Below are 15,460 nucleotides of genomic sequence, written 5' to 3' on the forward strand. Positions count from 1 at the left end.
CCCGTCCTGACTGTTACTGTGGGGCCGATCCGCCGCCGGCCCCCGGTTGCGGTCGTATTGGTCACAAGTACGCGAGGACGCGCATGACGAGATCGAGGGAACGCGGGAGCGCGGCATCGCGCGTCTTCGTCGCGTTCCTCGGCGCGGTGGTCGTCATCACGCTGCTGCTCGTCGCCCTGCTCGCGTTCCAGGCGCAGGCGAACGAGCGCGCGCAGGCCGAGGAACTCACGCTCGCCGTCGCGCAGACCATCGCCGAGATGCCCGCGGTCGCCGACGCGGTGACGACGGGAACGGATGCCGCCGCCACCGCCGCCCTGCAACCCATCGCGGTGCGCATCATGGACGAGACACCGATCGACTTCGTGACCGTCATGACGACCGCGGGGATCCGCCTGACGCATCGCGATCCGACCGAGATCGGCAAGCCCTACCTCGGCACCATCGGTCCCGGCCTGGCGGGCAGGACCCTCACCGAGGAAGCGGTGGGCACGCTCGGCCCCTCCCTCCGCTCGATCGTGCCCGTGATGGTCGAAGGTCGGGTGGTCGCCCTGGTGTCGGCCGGCATCACTCTGGGCAGCGTCGGTGCGGGAGTGCTCGCCCAGCTGCCGTTCGTGGTCCTGATCGCGATCGCGCTGGCGGCGGTCGGCGTGGCGGCGGCATGGTTTGCGGGCCGATTCACCCGCCGGATCGCCGGCGACCTCCCGGCGAGCGCCGTCCGCGATGCCGTGTCGTCCTATGAGTCGGTGCGCACCCTCGGGCAGGCGCTGCGGGCGCAGAACCACGAGCACGGCAATCGCATGCACACCGCCGTCGCCCTCATGGAACTCGGCCGCACCGACCAGGCGATCGAACTGCTCACCGAGACCGCCCGCACGAGCCAGGATCTCGTCGACCAGGTGATCGCCCGGGATGGCGACCCCACGGTCGCGGCGCTGCTGCTGGGGAAGGCTGCCGAGGCCGCCGAGCGCGGGGTCGAGTGGAGCGTCGACATGGAGCCGGCGATCCCCCGCACGAACCTCGGCGCGGTGGACGCCGTCTCGCTGGTCGGCAACCTCGTCGACAATGCGATCGACGCCGCCGCCTCGGGCCCGGAGCCGCGGTGGGTGCGCGTGGGGATGGCCGCGACATCGGGGCGACGCATCGAGCTGACCTTCCGCGACAGCGGCACGGGCGTGGCCGACGGCCTGCGGGAGCAGATCTTCGAGCACGGCTTCAGCACGAAGCCGGCCGGTGCCGAGGGGCGCGGAGTCGGGCTCGCGCTGGTGCGCGCCATCACGGACGCTGCCGGCGGAACGCTCGACATCACCTCCGATCCGACCACGTTCCGGGTGCTGCTGCCCGCGGCGGAGGTCACCCGGTGATCAATGTGATGATCGTCGACGATGAACGTCTGACCCGTGAGCTCCACCGCGAGTACGTCGGGCGCATCGCCGGGTTCGAGGTGGTCGCCGAGTGCGCGGGCGCGCGAGCGGCGGTGACGGCCGTGCTCGAGACTCCCCCGGCGGGTGGCGTCGATCTCGTACTGCTCGACATGACGATGCCCGACGGGCATGGACTGGACGTCGCCCGGCACATCCGGGCGCGTGCCCAGAATGTCGACATCATCGCGATCACCGGTGTGCGCGACGCCGAAGTGGTACGGGCGGCGGCGAGTCTCGGTGTGGCCCAGTACCTGGTGAAACCGTTCCCGTTCTCGACGTTCCGGGACCGGCTCGAGCAGTACGCCGCATACCGGGAAAAGGCCGCGGCAGCCTCGGGGCAGGCGACGCAGTCCGAGATCGACGCCCTGCTCGGCGCTCTCCGACCCTCGGCATCGATCGACGTGCCCAAGGGACTGTCGGCGGGCACGCTCGAGAAGGTCTCGGCGTCCGCGAGGGCGGGGTCCCCGATGTCGGCTGCCGAGGTCGCGTCGGAGCTCGGCATGTCGAGGGTCGCCGCGCGACGATACCTCGAGCACTTGGCCGATGTCGGGCGGGTGGAGCGGTCCGCGCGGTACGGCGCGCCCGGACGGCCCGAGACCGAGTACCACTGGCGGTGAGCGAACGGGACGGGCGAGAGGTCCTCACCGTGTCCACCAGACGCTGGATCGCCGTGATCGGAGCGTGCGCAACCCGGACACGTCGGCCCCGGCCGGCGGAGGAATGCCCACGGGCGTCGCCGCCTTGCACTGCAGTATGAGATCCATCTCCTACGCCCGCACCGGCCCGTCGTCCGTCCTGCATCTGACCGAGGGCGAGCCCGGGTCGCCCGGGCCGGGTGAGGTGCGCGTGCGCGTGGTGGCGTCCGGCGTCAATCCGACGGACTGGAAGGCGCGCGCCGCCGCGGACCGGCCGATGCCGTTCGCGGAGATCGTGCCCAACCAGGACGGCGCGGGCATCGTCGACGAGGTCGGAGAGGGCGTCACCGACGTGCACGTCGGCGACCGCGTCTGGATCTTCCTCGCCGCCCACCAGCGCCCGACCGGGACCGCCCAGGAGTTCACGGTCGTCCCCGCCGAGCGCGTCGTCCCCCTGCCCGAGCACACCGACTTCGACGTCGCCGCCAGTCTCGGCGTCCCGGCGATGACCGCGCACCGTGCACTCACCGTGCATGAGTTCGGGCCCGACCGGCTCTCGCCGGGATCACTCGACGGCAGGATCGTCCTGGTGCAGGGCGGCGCGGGCGCCGTGGGGCACGCGGCCATCCAGCTCGCGGTGTGGGCGGGTGGCACGGTCATCACGACCGTCAGCAGCGACGGCAAAGCGACTCTCGCCGTCGCAGCCGGCGCCCATCACGTGCTGCGATACCCGAGCGCCGACCTCGCGGAGCAGATCCTCGCCATCGCCCCGGACGGCGTCGATCAGATCGTCGAAGTCGCGCCCGCGCAGAACGCGTCACTCGATGTCCGGGTGCTCGCCAATCACGGCAGCATCGCGTACTACGCGAACAACAACGGCGAGGAGTTCACCGCGCCGATCGTCGAGAGCTTCGCCAAGAATGCGCGCTGGCAGGGACTGCTGCTGTACACGGTGGGCGGCGCGGCGTTGGCCGCTGCCGCTGCGGACATCACCGCGGCGCTCGAGGACGGAGCGCTGCCGGTGGGAGAAGCCTCCGGCCTGCCCCTGACCTGGTTCGCGCTCGAAGAGACCGCAGCCGCTCACGACGCCGTCGAGAACGGCGCCACGGGCAAGGTGCTCATCCGCGTCTCGGAGTGACGAGGCCTGCCGGGGCCTTCGCTCCCGGCCAGCTCGGCAGCGCCTCTACGCGTCGGTGTGGCTCGACGAACTGCGCCGACGCGGGCGCAGCTCCACGTAGCCTTCGTGCTTCGCGCTGACACCGTCTCCCGCGGACCGCCCGACCATCCGGCGCATCGCCCACGGGATGGCGTGACGCCGCAGCCAGGTACGCGACGCCAGCGCGGCGGAGGCGGGCTCGTCGTCGGCATGGAGGGCGGCGTCGAGTGCGCCGAGGGCCTCGGCGTCGGGCACGCCGAGCACCTCGGCGGCGCGGTACGCCAGGAAGCGGTGGCCGACGGCCTGCAGATGCACCCGGTCCTCGGCCCACATCCCGAGCTCGCCGAGTCCCGGGAGCGCATCGACGTCGAGCAGGATCGCCTCCGTGCGCGCGGCGACCGCCCGCAGCTCCGACGCGAAGGCGGCGAAGCGCCCGGCCAGCACCCGTGCCGCCGAGCGTCTCGGCAGGAACGGCGTCACCAGCAGCACATCGCACCCCGCCGTGCGCAGCATCCGCACACCCTCCTCGAGTTCCCGCGCCAGAGCTGCGGGGTCGGCGCCGACGCGCAGAAGGTCATTGGCACCGATCAGCACCGACACGAGCTGGGGTCGGAGCGCGATCGCCGCCGGTATCTGCTCGTTCACGACGTCTCGCACCCGGCGACTGCGCACCGCCAGGTTCGCGTAGCGGAAGCGCTCGCCACCCTGACGCGCATGCGCGAGTAGCAGCGCGAGGCGGTCGGCCCACCCGCGGTACTGGCCGTCCGGCATCCGCGAGGAGTCGCACAGTCCCTCGGTGATCGAGTCGCCGAGCGCGACGTAGCGCGCCCACCGTGCGGGCCGGGGGCCGGATGCTGCGGCCGGCCGCGGCGCGACGACCGGTCGGGTCGCGGCTCGGGCGACCAGCGCATCGTCGATGGGCCGCAGCATCCGCGCCTCGTCGTAGTGGCTCAGCAGCTGATCGCCGAGGGCGGCCCAGGTGCGATCCCGCACGGACGCGCGGGCAGCGATGCCGAAGGAGCGACGCTTGGCCTCGTCGCCGGTCAGGTCGGCGACACGCGCCCGCAGGTCGTGGAGATCGCCGGGCCGGTAGAGCCACCCGTCGACGCTGCTGCGCACCAGGTCCACGGGGCCGCCGCGACCGACGGCGACCACCGGCACCCCGCTCGCCAGGGCCTCCTGCACCGTCTGGCAGAACGTCTCGCTCTCGCCCGGGTGCACGAAGACATCGAAACTCGCCAGGGCTTCGGCGAGGGCCGCTCCTCCGAGGAAGCCCGTGAACACCGCGCGCGGCATCAGGGACTCGAGGCGGGACCGAGACGGCCCGTCGCCGACGATCACGAGGCGCACGCCGGGCAGGTCCGCGAGCGCGGCGAGGTCTTCCACCTGCTTCTCGGGCGCGAGCCGTCCCACATAGCCGACGATGATCTCGCCCGGGGCGACCTCCCGCCGCCACCGTTCACTGCGGCGCGCGGGGGCGAACCGCTCGGCGTCGACGCCCCGGCCCCAGCGCCGCAGGCGATCCACTCCGAGGGACTGCAGTTGCGCCTCGGCCGCGCTCGACGGGGCGAGTGTGAGGGTCGCGTGTCTGTGCAGACGGGCGACATGAGCGGCGGCGAACGCCGTCATGCCCGGCACACGGTACTTCTCGGCATAGGCGATCACGTCGGTCTGATAGACGGCGACCGAGGGGACCGCGAGCGCCCGTGCGGCCTGCACACCCTGCCAGCCGAGCACGAAGGGTGATGCGAGGTGGACGACGTGCGGGTCGAACTCCGCGAGCACGCGCGTCAGATGCGCCGTCCGCGCGAACGCCAGCCGTACTTCGGGGTACGACGGCAGGGCCGCCGACCGCAGCAGAGCGGTGCGCGCTCCGTGCACGTCGCGTGCGGTGGGTTCGTTCTCGGGTGACCCCGGCGCGATCACGAGTGCGTCGTGACCCTCGCGCTGCAGATGCTGCAGGACCTGCAGGACAGACCCGGTGACCCCGTTCATGTGCGGGAGGAAGGTTTCGGCGAGCAGTGCGACTCTCACGTCTCCAGAGTGACGGTGCGGCGCCACCGACAACGCCCGAAACGGGATGCCGCACCCAGAGTTCATCCACTGCTCCTGCGCGGGCCACCGCCGCGTCCCCCGCGCGCCTCCCGGGCCGCGTGGAGTGGGCCCACCGATGATCGACGATGCGCTGGCGGGAGTGGCGGCGGGCGCCGCTGCCCTGCCGATCCTCTTCGCCCTGGTGCTCGCGGACTCCGTCCTCGTGGTCGTGCCCGGTGAGATCGCGGTGACCGCATTCGCGGCCCTGTCGATCACCCAGGGCACACCACCTCTGGCCGCCGTCATCGTCGTCGCAGCGGCAGCCGCTCTCACCGGTGACATCGCCTGCTACGTCATCGGGCGTCGCGTGGGCACGGATCGCTGGCGGTGGATGCGGCGACCGCGCGTCGCCGCGGCGTTCGGTTGGGCGCGGCACCGACTGCACACCCGCAGCGCGTCCGTGCTGTTCACGGCGCGGTTCATTCCGTTCGCCCGTCTGGCGGTCAATCTCACGGCGGGAGCCGGGCGCATGCACGCCGGTCGATATCTGCTGTTCGCAGCCTGCGCGGCCCTCGTGTGGGCGATGTACCAGGCGTTCCTCGGGGCGCTGATCGCACGGCTGCTTCCGGATGCTCCCGCCCTCGCCGTGATCGCCTCCGTTGCCGTCGCGCTGGCCCTCGGCGCAGGTCTTGATGCGCTGCTGTCGCTGCGCCGCCGACGAGAGGTCTCCGCCGTGGCGCCCGCACCGGAGATCGCGGCCGGCTCGATGACGTCCGCCGATTCGCGCGTGTCGGACGCACCGGGAAGAGTGGACCGCATGGCAGACATCGGCTACGACCCCGCGTTCCTCGGCCTCGACGTTCCGCTCCCCGTTCCGGGGGGAGAACGGTCGCTCGCCCACCTCGACTACCTGCACTTCACGGTGACGTTGGACCGGCGGCGCCGCCTCGCCGCCGTGACGGGCGTCATGATCGACGGCGAGACGCTCAAGGACCTGCCGCGCACCGGCGACTGGGATCTCGACGATCGCGTCCCTGCGAGCGAACAGGCGGGACCGGATGTCTACCGTGACAACGATCTGGACCGCGGTCACCTCGTGCGCCGCCGCGACCCCGGGTGGGGGGACGACGCCACCGCGCGTCGCGCCACCGAGCAGACCTTCTTCTACCCGAACGCGGCACCCCAGGCATCCGGCTTCAATCAGTCACCCGAGCTGTGGCTGGGGCTGGAGGACCACGTCCTCGCCTACGCCGGGGCGAACCGATCCCGCGTCTGCGTGTTCACGGCACCGGTGCTGGCCGACGACGACCCCGCCTATCGGGGCCTCCAGGTGCCGCGGCGCTTCTGGAAGGTCGCGGTGTGGCGTGACGGCGACGATGTCGCCGCCGCCGGGTTCCTCCTCGACCAGACGGACCTGATCGACGTGGACCAGCGCTCCGCCGTGGCCGTCGCGCCGCTCGAGGGTTTCCGGACGTTCCAGGTCAGCGTGGCCGAGATCGCCGAGATCGCCGAGGTCGACTTCGGAGTGATCGTCGGGGCGGACGTGCTGGCTCTCGTGTCGGCACGGGAGGAACCGCCCCGGATCAGACTGAGACAGCTGGACCAGGTCCGGCTCGGCCGCTGATCCAGCGACCGAGCCGGGTGGGTGCACGCGTGCGTGTGCCTGCGGGTCACTCCCCCGCGAGACCGCCCAGCAGGTGGCCGAAGGAGCGGCCCTCTCCGAGGTAGTTCGCCGGGTCGAACGGATCGAGTTCAACGGTATGTTCGCGGGCGGCGACCAGGTCGGCGAGCTCGTGAGCGCCTCGACCGATGCGGTCTGCCAGCGATGACACTCCGTCGCCGGTTCCCCCCCAGTCCCCGGACGCCGCGAAGACACCGGTCGAGACCGGGTTCGCGTGCAGGTAGGCGAAGAGCGGGCGGATCGCATAGTCGATCGCGAGCGAGTGCCGCGCCGTACCGGCGTTCGCGCCGATCAGGACGGGCTTGCCGGTGAGCGAGTCGGGATCGAGGACATCGATGAACGACTTGAACAGTCCCGAGTAGCTCGTGGAGAAGATCGGCGTGACGACGATCAGCGCATCGGCCGAGACGACCGCGTTGATCACCGACTCCAGCGCGGGGGGCGCGAATCCGGTCAGCAGGTTGTTCGTGATGTCGTGCGCGACGTCCCGCAGCTCGAAGGTGTCCGCTTGCGCGTCGATGCCGCGCTCAGCGAGATCCGCGACGACGGCGGCCGAGAGTCGATCGGCCAGAAGACGCGTGGATGACGGATTGGACAGTCCGGCGGTGACGACCGCGATACGACGGGTGCCCATGTCAGGCCACCGAGCGTGTCGCGGCGCGACCGAAGGACGAGCCGGCAGCGACCGGGGTGTCCTGGTAGGGCGAGCCCGTCGTGAGGTTGTCGCCGCGGTTGGCGTTGGGCCGCACTTCGCGCGGGACGCCGTCACCGTAGGCGGCCGCGACGCGCGCGGCGTGGGTCGGGGCGTCGGGAACCTCGACCGGGCGGTTCTCGGCGAGCTCCTTGCGGAGCACCGGCACGACCTCGCCGCCGAGGATGTCGAGCTGCTCGAGCACGGTCTTCAGGGGCAGTCCGGCGTGGTCCATGAGGAACAGCTGCCGCTGATAGTCGCCGTAGAGCTCACGCATGCCGGCGTATCGGTCGATGACCTGCTGAGGGGATCCCACGGTGAGCGGGGTCATCTCGCTGAAGTCCTCGAGGCTCGGACCGTGACCGTAGACGGGGGCGTTATCGAAGTACGGCCGGAACCGACGGACCGCGTCCTGCGAGTTCGCGCTCATGAAGACCTGACCACCGAGGCCGACGATCGCCTGTTCGGGCGTTCCGTGACCGTAGTGCGCGTACCGCTGACGATAGAGCGCGATGAGGCGCTGGTAGTGCTCGGCGGGCCAGAAGATGTTGTTCGCGAAGAACCCGTCACCGTAGTACGCGGCCTGCTCGGCGATCTCAGGGGTCCGGATGGAGCCGTGCCACACGAAGGGTGCGACGCCGTCGAGCGGGCGCGGGGTCGACGTGAAGCCCTGCAGGGGCGTGCGGAAGCTGCCCTCCCAATCGACGACGTCTTCGGTCCACAGTCGGTGCAGGAGGTTGTAGTTCTCGATCGCGAGGGGCAACCCCTGACGGATGTCCTTGCCGAACCAGGGGTAGACCGGGCCGGTGTTCCCACGCCCGAGCATGATGTCGGTGCGCCCGTCCGAGACGTGCTGAAGCATCGCGAAATCTTCGGCGATCTTGACCGGGTCGTTCGTGGTGATCAACGTGGTCGAGGTCGACAGGAGCAGACGCTCGGTCTGCGCGGCGATGAAAGCGAGCGTCGTGGTGGGTGAGGACGACCAGAACGGCGGGTTGTGGTGCTCCCCCAGCGCGAAGACGTCGAGTCCGACGTCTTCGGCGTGCTTGGCCATGGTGATGGTGTTGCGGATCTTCTCCGCCTCACTCGGCGTGTGCCCGTCGGTGGGATCCTGCGTGATGTCGCTCACGGTGAAGATTCCGAACTGCATGGCCGGCCACGTGGTGGTGTCGTTCACGATCGCTCTCCGCTTCTTCATCGGCGGGTTCTCCGTCGGTGTTCTATGCAAATGAATGTATCTCGTATAACAGCGGTGGGTCCACTTTATTCCGAGCCCGTTCTCACGCAGGCGAAGGGGGACGGATGCCGCGGCATCCGTCCCCCTGCCGATCCGGTGTTATCGCTGAGCGCGCGCGTTCACCCGCCGTGCGATCAGCAGCGCGGCGCCTGCGACGAGCGCGGCGAGCCCACCGATCGCCCATCCTGAACTGGATGACGCCGCGTCCGCACCGGTCGCGGCGAGCGCCTCGGCCACGGGCGCGGCTTCGATCGTCACCGGGGCGACCGGCGCCGCTGCTCCCACGACGGCAGGCTCGACGCCTGCAGGCACCTCGGGCTGAACCGGGGCCGGCTCGTCCTGCGGGACGAAGATCGGTGCGCCCCCGACCTTTCCGAACGCGAAGATGAAGGTGTTCGGCGTGCCGCCGGACGGGTCTGTCGAGGTCTGCCCGAAGGAATAGGCCTCGGCACCGACTGCGGCGAGCGCCGCCTGAGCGTCGGCCTCGGTGGCGGCCGCACCGTAGAAGATGATGAACGACAGGGACTGACCGACTCCGAGCGCACCGAACGAGAAGTCGAAGAGGGCACCGTGGTCATCCGGTCCGGCGTCGGTCATGTTGCCTTCGCCGAGGATGCTTGAGGGTCCAGACAGCGGGTTGGACGAAGCGAACCCGTCGTCGCTCGTGTAGGTGACCGCAGTCGCGGTGCCTTTGTCGATCGTCACGTACTCGTCGAATGCGGTCGGTTCGACGTCCCAATCCATGACGCGGCGGTACTGCACCGTGGCGATGGGCTCGCCCGAGATGTTCTCGATCGTGACGTTCACCTGGTAAAGGTTCGGCGTCTCGGGCGCGGGAACGTATTCGTGGGTCACCCGGAAGTGCGGCACACCGTCGTCGTCGTTGACCGTCGATACGGACGTCGCGGTCGAGCCGGTCCATTCGAAGGACTCCACGGTGATGTTCTGTCCGGCGCCCCCATCATCGGCAACGTTGGCTCCGCCCCACACGCCCGCATCCGGATCGGCGACGCCCCACCCTTCGCACAGGCACCCCGGTGACGTGGCGTCGTTGCCGGTCGGCAGGTATTCCAGACCGGCATCACCCGGGCCGGCGGCAGACCCCGTGCCGTCCTCGGTGTTGAGCGCTCCGGTCGGATTCACGGCGAGCAGAATGGTCCCGTTGTCGATGCACACCGCCGGATAACACGGAGCACCCGGGGCGGGAAGCGCAGCGGCCGCGGCATCCGGCTCGACATCCCCCGCGGCGGTGTCTGCGTCCGCGGGCGCGTCGACCGCCGCAGCGGCCTCTGCGTCAGTATCGGCCGTGGCGTCGAACACGGTGATGGTGGGCGCGTCGACGGGCGAGGCGAGAACCTCCTCCGGAGTGGTGTCGGCGGGATCGACCACGGTGACCTCGGCAGGCTCGGGCGCGACGTCGGGTTCTGCGGCGAGGGCCTCGGGAGCGGGACCGGCCGGCGTCGCGTCGGCGACCGCATCTGCGGGAGCCGGGCCGGCGGGCGGCTCGGGCGCGGCGTCCGTCACGGCGGTCGTGTCGGCCACGACCGTCTCCGGCGGCGGTGCGCCGTCATCGGCGTAGGACGCCGACGGCAGCAGGACGAGCGAAAGGGCGGCGACGGTCGAGATGCACGCGACGGTGATCGCAGATCGGCGAGGGAGTGAAAGTGACACGAGAGACCTCCTGGATTCGAGCGAGCGGATTGCTCATCCACCCAGAGGCGTCCTGCTGCTCGAGTGATACCGCGGTGCGGGGCTGCACGACGATCGCGTTGTCAACGGCCGGACGGGCGGAGCCGGGCCGGGTAGCGTAAGGCCGGTGAGCGATCAGACGGCGCCGGCTGCGAAGACCGGCGCGAAGCGCGGCGGCGGTCGTGTGCCGTTCTGGGACAACGCCCGCTTCGCCTGCATCGTGCTGGTCGTGCTCGGCCATGCGACCCAGCGGATGATCTACGACTCGGATGCCGCGCTCAGCGTGTATCTCGTGGTCTACGCGTTCCACATGCCCGCGTTCGCCGTGATCAGCGGGTACTTCTCGAAGTCCGGCCCGCCGACCCGTCGTCAGATGTCCCGCGTCGTCACCGACATCATCGTGCCGTACGTCATCTTCGAGACGCTGTGGACTTTGACGAAGTGGGCCGTCGAGGGCTCGGCCAATCCGAACCCGACCAAGCCCTCGTGGACGCTGTGGTTCCTCCTCGCCCTCGGCATCTTCCGTCTCGTCCTGCCATACCTCGCACTGTTCCGGTGGCCGCTCGTCTGGACCGTCGCGATCTCCGTCGGCGCGGGGTACCTGCCCAACCTCGACAACACCTTCTCCCTCTCTCGCACCCTCGGACTGCTGCCGTTCTTCACGCTGGGGTGGTGGCTGCACGAACACGACATCGTCGCCCGATTCGGCCTGCTCCGCCGCTCGCCCGCGGCGGTCGCCGGAGCGGTGCTCGTCCTCGCCGGCGCGGGAGCTGCGGCCTGGTTCGGCAGCGACCTCTGGCGCGAGGTCGACCTGCGCTCCTGGCTGTTCTACGACGCGTCCTACTCCGCACTGGGCGGCACCGAGTGGTGGGCGGGCGGCGTACGACTTCTCCTGATGGTCGTCGCTCTCGTCCTCTCGGCCGCCTTCTTCGTCCTGGTGCCCCGACGACAGACCTGGTGGACCCACTTCGGGCAGTACACGATGTACGTCTACCTCCTGCACTCCTTCGTGCTGTACCCGTTCCGCGAATCCGGCCTCCTGCGCGAGCTCGAGCCCGTGTGGTTCTGGCTCCCGGTCGTCATGCTCGGTGCCGTCGCGGTGGCGGTGGCCCTTGCCACGAAGCCGGTGCGCACCGTCTTCCGACCGCTCATCGAGCCCCGGCCCTCGTGGCTGTTCCTCGATCCGTCGCTGTCGGGCAAAGAAGGTCGCCGGTCCGATCCGACGGGCTCCAGGCGCCCGCGGTCGGCCGGACCTCTGCACCCCGATCCGCGACAGAACGGCTGAGTCGACGGCGTCAGGCGAACAGGCCCGCGCCGACGTATGAGCCCTCCGTCGCGCCCGGCGGCACCGCGAAGACCGCCGATCCGACGTGCCGGACGTACTCGTTCATCGCGTCGGTCGAGAGCTTCTTCTGGATGCGGACGAACTGCTCGGGTGACCGCTGATACGACAGGAAGAAGAGACCGGCGTCGAGGCTTCCGAGGACGCTGTTGCCGTCGACGAAGTTGTAGCCGCGGCGCAGGATGCGGGTGCCGCCGTTCACGTCGGGATGCGCCAGGTGCACGTGGCTGCGCGCATCGATGGACGTCGCGCCCGTGGCATCCGTCTTCGAGAAGTCCGGTGCAGTGAACTCGTCCCCGCCCGAGAGGGGAGCCCCCTTCGCCTTGTCGCGCCCGACGATGCGCTCCTGCTCGACCAGGCGCACGCGATCCCAGGTCTCGATGAGCTGGCTGATGCGGCGGGCGACGAGGTAGGACCCGCCTGCCATCCAGCCGGCGGCCCCGGATGCCGGGACCCAGACATGCTCGTCGAGACCCGCGGTGTCGTCGGCGAGGATGTTCGCCGTGCCGTCCTTGAATCCGAAGAGGTTCCGGGGGGTCGCCTGCGCGGCCGACGTCTTGGACGTACGGCCGAATCCGAGTTGCGACCAGCGGATCTTCGCACGCCCGAACCCGATGCGGCTCAGGTTGCGGATCGCATGGACGGCGACTTGAGGATCGTCCGCGCATGCCTGGATGCAGAGCTGTCCGCCGGAAGCGGCCGGCACGAGGTCGTCGCCGAGGAACTTCGGCAGGACGATCAGGTCGGCCGGTCGACGCGCCGCGATGCCGAACCGGTCCACCCCATCCCGTTCGAACAGGTCGGGCCCCAGGCCGAAGGTGATCGTCAGCGCGCTGGCGGGGAGTCCGAGCGCTTCACCCGTATCGTCGGGCGGGGCCTCGGGCCTGCCGCCGACCGCACCGGAGGCGCTGACGTCGAGCCCCTGAGTCATGCGCGCCGCGGCATACGTCCAGTCCTGCAGCAGCGAGATGAGGTCTTCCCGGGTGGCGTCATCGGCCATGTCGAACGCCGCGAAGTGCAGGTGGTCCTGCACCGGCGTGGTGATGCCTGCCTGGTGCGCCCCGAAGAACGGATGCACCGTTCCCGCAGCCGATCCGCTGTCGGCGGCCGTCGCCACCGTCGTGCCGACCACGGCGCCGCCGGCAGCGCCGACGACGATCCCCCCCGCCCCGGCGCCGAGCAGACCGAGAAGCCCACGCCTGCTGAGGCCGGCGGGCGGCGATACTTGTTCGCTCACATCACTCCAGAACAGTGGCCGTCAACTGGGACAGCGGCTCGGCGAGCGCGTTGATGAGATCGGTCAGGTCTTTGCGGTCCTGATCGGTGATCTGGTCGTACGTGACGAAGCCGGCGTCGAGGCTGCCGTACGTCGCGAGCTTCGTGTCGAGGTCGGCGTACCCCTTGTCGATGTCGTCGACGAGCGCCGCTCCCTCGTCGCCCTTCGAAGCGGCGAAGTCGCGGACGAGGGAGAAGGCCATCTTCGATCCCTCGACGTTGGCGGCGAAGTCCCAGAGGTCGGTGCCGGACCACCAGTCCTCCTCGCCGGAGATCTTGCCGGTGGCCACCTCGTCCAGCAGCGCGATGGCCCCGTTCGACAGTCCGGCGATGCCCTGCGCCTCAAGCGTCGTCTGGAATTCGTCGCCGTGGACGTAGTCGTACAGCTCCTGGACGTCGGCGTCGAGGCCGTCGGCGTACTGCTGCCGCTCTGCGGGGGTGGACGGCGCCCAGTCGAGGTAGGCGGAGGTCTCTCCGTCGGAGTTGACCCCGTCGGCGGCCGGCACCCACAGGTCCTTCTCGATGCGGTGGAACCCGGTCCACTCCAGTCCCTCGGCCACCGCGTCGACCTCGCGGTAGTCGATGCGCGGATCGAGGTCGCCGAGCGCTTCGGCGATCGGCTCGATGCGCTCGTAGAAGGCACGCACGTTCGGGAACGCCGCCTTCGCGGTCGCATCGTCGCCGGCGGCGTAGGCGCTCGTGAACGACTGGACCGCGGGCAACAGCTGTTCGACCTGATCCTTGACGAAGGCGGCATAGAGATCGACCGCCTGCTTCTTCTGGTCTGCGTCCTCGTCATCGACGACGACCGCATCGCCTCCGACGCTGAAGCTCGCCCGCCCGACGCCCTGCCCGACCATGCCGGGCTTGCAGAGCGTGAAGTACTCCCCCGGCTGCGCGACGACCGTCAGCGTGCGGCTGGCACCCGGAGCCACGTTCTCGACCTCACCGACGATGCGCAGGCCGTCTTCGGCGAGCAGGTAGAACTCGGTCGTCTGCGCTCCCGCGTTCTTCACATCGAAGGCGAGCGTGCCGCTGGTGACCGTGGTCGAGGAGACGTCGCACGCGGCGTCGGTCGAGGTCACGGTGAGGGCGTCCGTGGCTGCGACGTCGGCTTTCGCGACGCAGCCCGCGAGGGCGAGAGCGAGGGCAGCGACCGCGGTGACGGCGGTCACGGTGCGTGGAATGGTCATCGAGCTCCTTGCGGGGGTGCGGGAAGAACACCGACCGGCTGCGCGCGGGCAGGGTCGGAAAGGGAGGCCGTAGCCGGCGCCGCTGCGGAATCGACCTCGTGCGGGGCGGCCTTCGGCGCGGGGCGGCGGAGCGACAGACGCAAGAAGAGGGCGCCGACGATGCCGATGTAGAGCACCCACGCGAGCACCTGCAGCCAGGTCATGGCCGGCATGAAGCCGACGGTGGCCTGGAGGATCGCCGCCAGCGGGCTGCCGGGTGCGATGGCGCTGCTGACGTCGAACGCGAACCCGAACGGGAACGCACTCATCCCCACCGCGACCACGCCGGTCGCATCGACCGGAGCTGCGGCGGTGAACGGGCCGGGGAGGACCCCTGCCTCCTGGAGGTCGTGAACGCCGTACGCGAGAACTCCGGCCGCCACCACGATGAGGAAGGCGCCGGTCCACAGGAAGAACCGCCGGAGGTCCAGTCGCAGCATTCCTCGGGCGATGAGCCAGCCGAGCGCGACGGCCGTGACGATGCCCAGCACCGCGCCGACGAGGGCCAGCGGGGCATCCCCGAACGACTGCACCATCGACCACAGCAGGAGAGTCGTTTCGATGCCCTCACGTGAGACCGACACGAAGCCGATGATCACGATCCCCCACAGCGACCCGTTCGCGAGCGCGCGGTCGACGTCGCCCTGCAACGTCGCCTTGAGGGAGCGCGAGGCCTTCAGCATCCAGAAGATCATCCACGTGACCATCGCGACGGCGATGATCGACAGGGTTCCGCCGATGATCTCCTGCGCCTCGAAGGTCAGCGAATAGGCGCCGAAGGTGAGGACGGCGCCGATGGCCACCGCGAGCGCGACCGCGAGGGCGACTCCGATCCAGAGGCGGACGAGGACATCTCTGCGTTCCAGCCTGCGGAGGTACGCGACGAGGATGCCGACCACGAGCGCTGCCTCGAGGCCCTCTCGGAGGCCGATCAAGAAGGTGGCGAGCACGGAAGCGCGATCTTTCGGGTGGGGAACGAGGGAGCCGAGGGAAGGTTAGGTATACCTCAGTAAGCAGAACCTTACCCCGTGGGAGCGCGCCGCTCAAACCCGCTCGGCATGACGACA

General features: G+C 70.2%; 12 protein-coding genes. 5 read left to right on the top strand and 7 right to left on the bottom strand.

Annotated elements, in window-relative coordinates:
- Positions 1 to 83 precede the first annotated feature (83 nt).
- The 3 genes from ACFM35_RS07815 (at position 84) to ACFM35_RS07825 (ending at position 3,194) form a co-directional block, all read left to right on the top strand.
- On the top strand, positions 84 to 1,361 hold the full coding sequence (locus tag ACFM35_RS07815; RefSeq protein ID WP_378840520.1) for a sensor histidine kinase: 1,278 nt from the start codon (positions 84 to 86) through the stop codon (positions 1,359 to 1,361).
- Positions 1,358 to 2,038: a response regulator gene (locus tag ACFM35_RS07820; RefSeq protein WP_378840523.1), complete on the top strand. Its 681-nt coding sequence runs from the start codon at positions 1,358 to 1,360 to the stop codon at positions 2,036 to 2,038. The genes ACFM35_RS07815 and ACFM35_RS07820 overlap by 4 nt, the downstream gene beginning before the upstream one ends.
- Positions 2,039 to 2,174: 136 nt before the next feature.
- Positions 2,175 to 3,194 (top strand): NADPH:quinone reductase, encoded by a 1,020-nt coding sequence (locus ACFM35_RS07825; RefSeq protein WP_378840525.1) that lies wholly within the window; start codon positions 2,175 to 2,177, stop codon positions 3,192 to 3,194.
- 45 nt (positions 3,195 to 3,239) lie between these two features.
- Here ACFM35_RS07825 and ACFM35_RS07830 read toward each other — a convergent pair whose 3' ends face one another.
- The gene (locus ACFM35_RS07830) at positions 3,240 to 5,246 is read right to left on the bottom strand and encodes a glycosyltransferase (protein ID WP_378840527.1); all 2,007 of its coding nucleotides are present in this window, start codon (positions 5,244 to 5,246) and stop codon (positions 3,240 to 3,242) included.
- Between the two features lie 136 nt (positions 5,247 to 5,382).
- On the opposite strand from ACFM35_RS07830, the gene ACFM35_RS07835 reads away from it, so the two are divergent.
- Positions 5,383 to 6,870, top strand: coding sequence for a DNA/RNA non-specific endonuclease (locus tag ACFM35_RS07835; protein WP_378840530.1), 1,488 nt, complete (start codon positions 5,383 to 5,385; stop codon positions 6,868 to 6,870).
- 46 nt (positions 6,871 to 6,916) lie between these two features.
- Here ACFM35_RS07835 and ACFM35_RS07840 read toward each other — a convergent pair whose 3' ends face one another.
- The 3 genes from ACFM35_RS07840 to ACFM35_RS07850 form a co-directional block, all read right to left on the bottom strand.
- The gene (locus ACFM35_RS07840; protein WP_378840533.1) at positions 6,917 to 7,561 is read right to left on the bottom strand and encodes an FMN reductase; all 645 of its coding nucleotides are present in this window, start codon (positions 7,559 to 7,561) and stop codon (positions 6,917 to 6,919) included.
- Between the two features lies 1 nt (position 7,562).
- Positions 7,563 to 8,768 carry an LLM class flavin-dependent oxidoreductase gene (locus ACFM35_RS07845; RefSeq protein ID WP_378840698.1) on the bottom strand — a complete coding sequence of 402 codons (1,206 nt, stop codon included), beginning with the start codon at positions 8,766 to 8,768 and terminating at the stop codon, positions 7,563 to 7,565.
- Between the two features lie 186 nt (positions 8,769 to 8,954).
- Positions 8,955 to 10,526 (bottom strand): hypothetical protein, encoded by a 1,572-nt coding sequence (locus ACFM35_RS07850; RefSeq protein WP_378840535.1) that lies wholly within the window; start codon positions 10,524 to 10,526, stop codon positions 8,955 to 8,957.
- A 145-nt stretch (positions 10,527 to 10,671) separates the two neighbouring features.
- Between ACFM35_RS07850 and ACFM35_RS07855 the strand changes: the two genes are divergently transcribed.
- The gene (locus ACFM35_RS07855) at positions 10,672 to 11,829 is read left to right on the top strand and encodes an acyltransferase family protein (RefSeq protein ID WP_378840537.1); all 1,158 of its coding nucleotides are present in this window, start codon (positions 10,672 to 10,674) and stop codon (positions 11,827 to 11,829) included.
- 10 nt (positions 11,830 to 11,839) lie between these two features.
- On the opposite strand, the gene efeB is transcribed toward ACFM35_RS07855, so the two are convergent.
- The 3 genes from efeB to efeU are packed head-to-tail and all read right to left on the bottom strand — an operon-like array spanning position 11,840 to position 15,343.
- Positions 11,840 to 13,123 (bottom strand): iron uptake transporter deferrochelatase/peroxidase subunit, encoded by a 1,284-nt coding sequence (gene efeB / locus ACFM35_RS07860; protein WP_378840539.1) that lies wholly within the window; start codon positions 13,121 to 13,123, stop codon positions 11,840 to 11,842.
- Between the two features lies 1 nt (position 13,124).
- Positions 13,125 to 14,354, bottom strand: a complete 1,230-nt coding sequence (gene efeO / locus ACFM35_RS07865) for an iron uptake system protein EfeO (protein WP_378840542.1) — start codon at positions 14,352 to 14,354, stop codon at positions 13,125 to 13,127.
- Complete coding sequence (gene efeU, locus ACFM35_RS07870) at positions 14,351 to 15,343, bottom strand: iron uptake transporter permease EfeU (protein ID WP_378840544.1); 993 nt, start codon at positions 15,341 to 15,343, stop codon at positions 14,351 to 14,353. Before efeU ends, efeO begins: the two co-directional genes overlap by 4 nt.
- Positions 15,344 to 15,460: the final 117 nt, after the last annotated feature.

This window comes from Microbacterium songi, from assembly GCF_042747925.1.
Taxonomy (GTDB): domain Bacteria; phylum Actinomycetota; class Actinomycetes; order Actinomycetales; family Microbacteriaceae; genus Microbacterium.

Excerpts from the sequence above, each read along its gene's own strand:
- ACFM35_RS07835 (WP_378840530.1), top strand. The coding sequence starts at position 5,383 with ATGATCGACGATGCGCTGGCGGGAGTGGCGGCGGGCGCCGCTGCCCTG.
- ACFM35_RS07815 (WP_378840520.1), top strand. The coding sequence starts at position 84 with ATGACGAGATCGAGGGAACGCGGGAGCGCGGCATCGCGCGTCTTCGTC.
- ACFM35_RS07845 (WP_378840698.1), bottom strand. The coding sequence starts at position 8,768 with ATGCAGTTCGGAATCTTCACCGTGAGCGACATCACGCAGGATCCCACC.
- efeO (WP_378840542.1), bottom strand. The coding sequence starts at position 14,354 with ATGACCATTCCACGCACCGTGACCGCCGTCACCGCGGTCGCTGCCCTC.
- ACFM35_RS07840 (WP_378840533.1), bottom strand. The coding sequence starts at position 7,561 with ATGGGCACCCGTCGTATCGCGGTCGTCACCGCCGGACTGTCCAATCCG.
- ACFM35_RS07825 (WP_378840525.1), top strand. The coding sequence starts at position 2,175 with ATGAGATCCATCTCCTACGCCCGCACCGGCCCGTCGTCCGTCCTGCAT.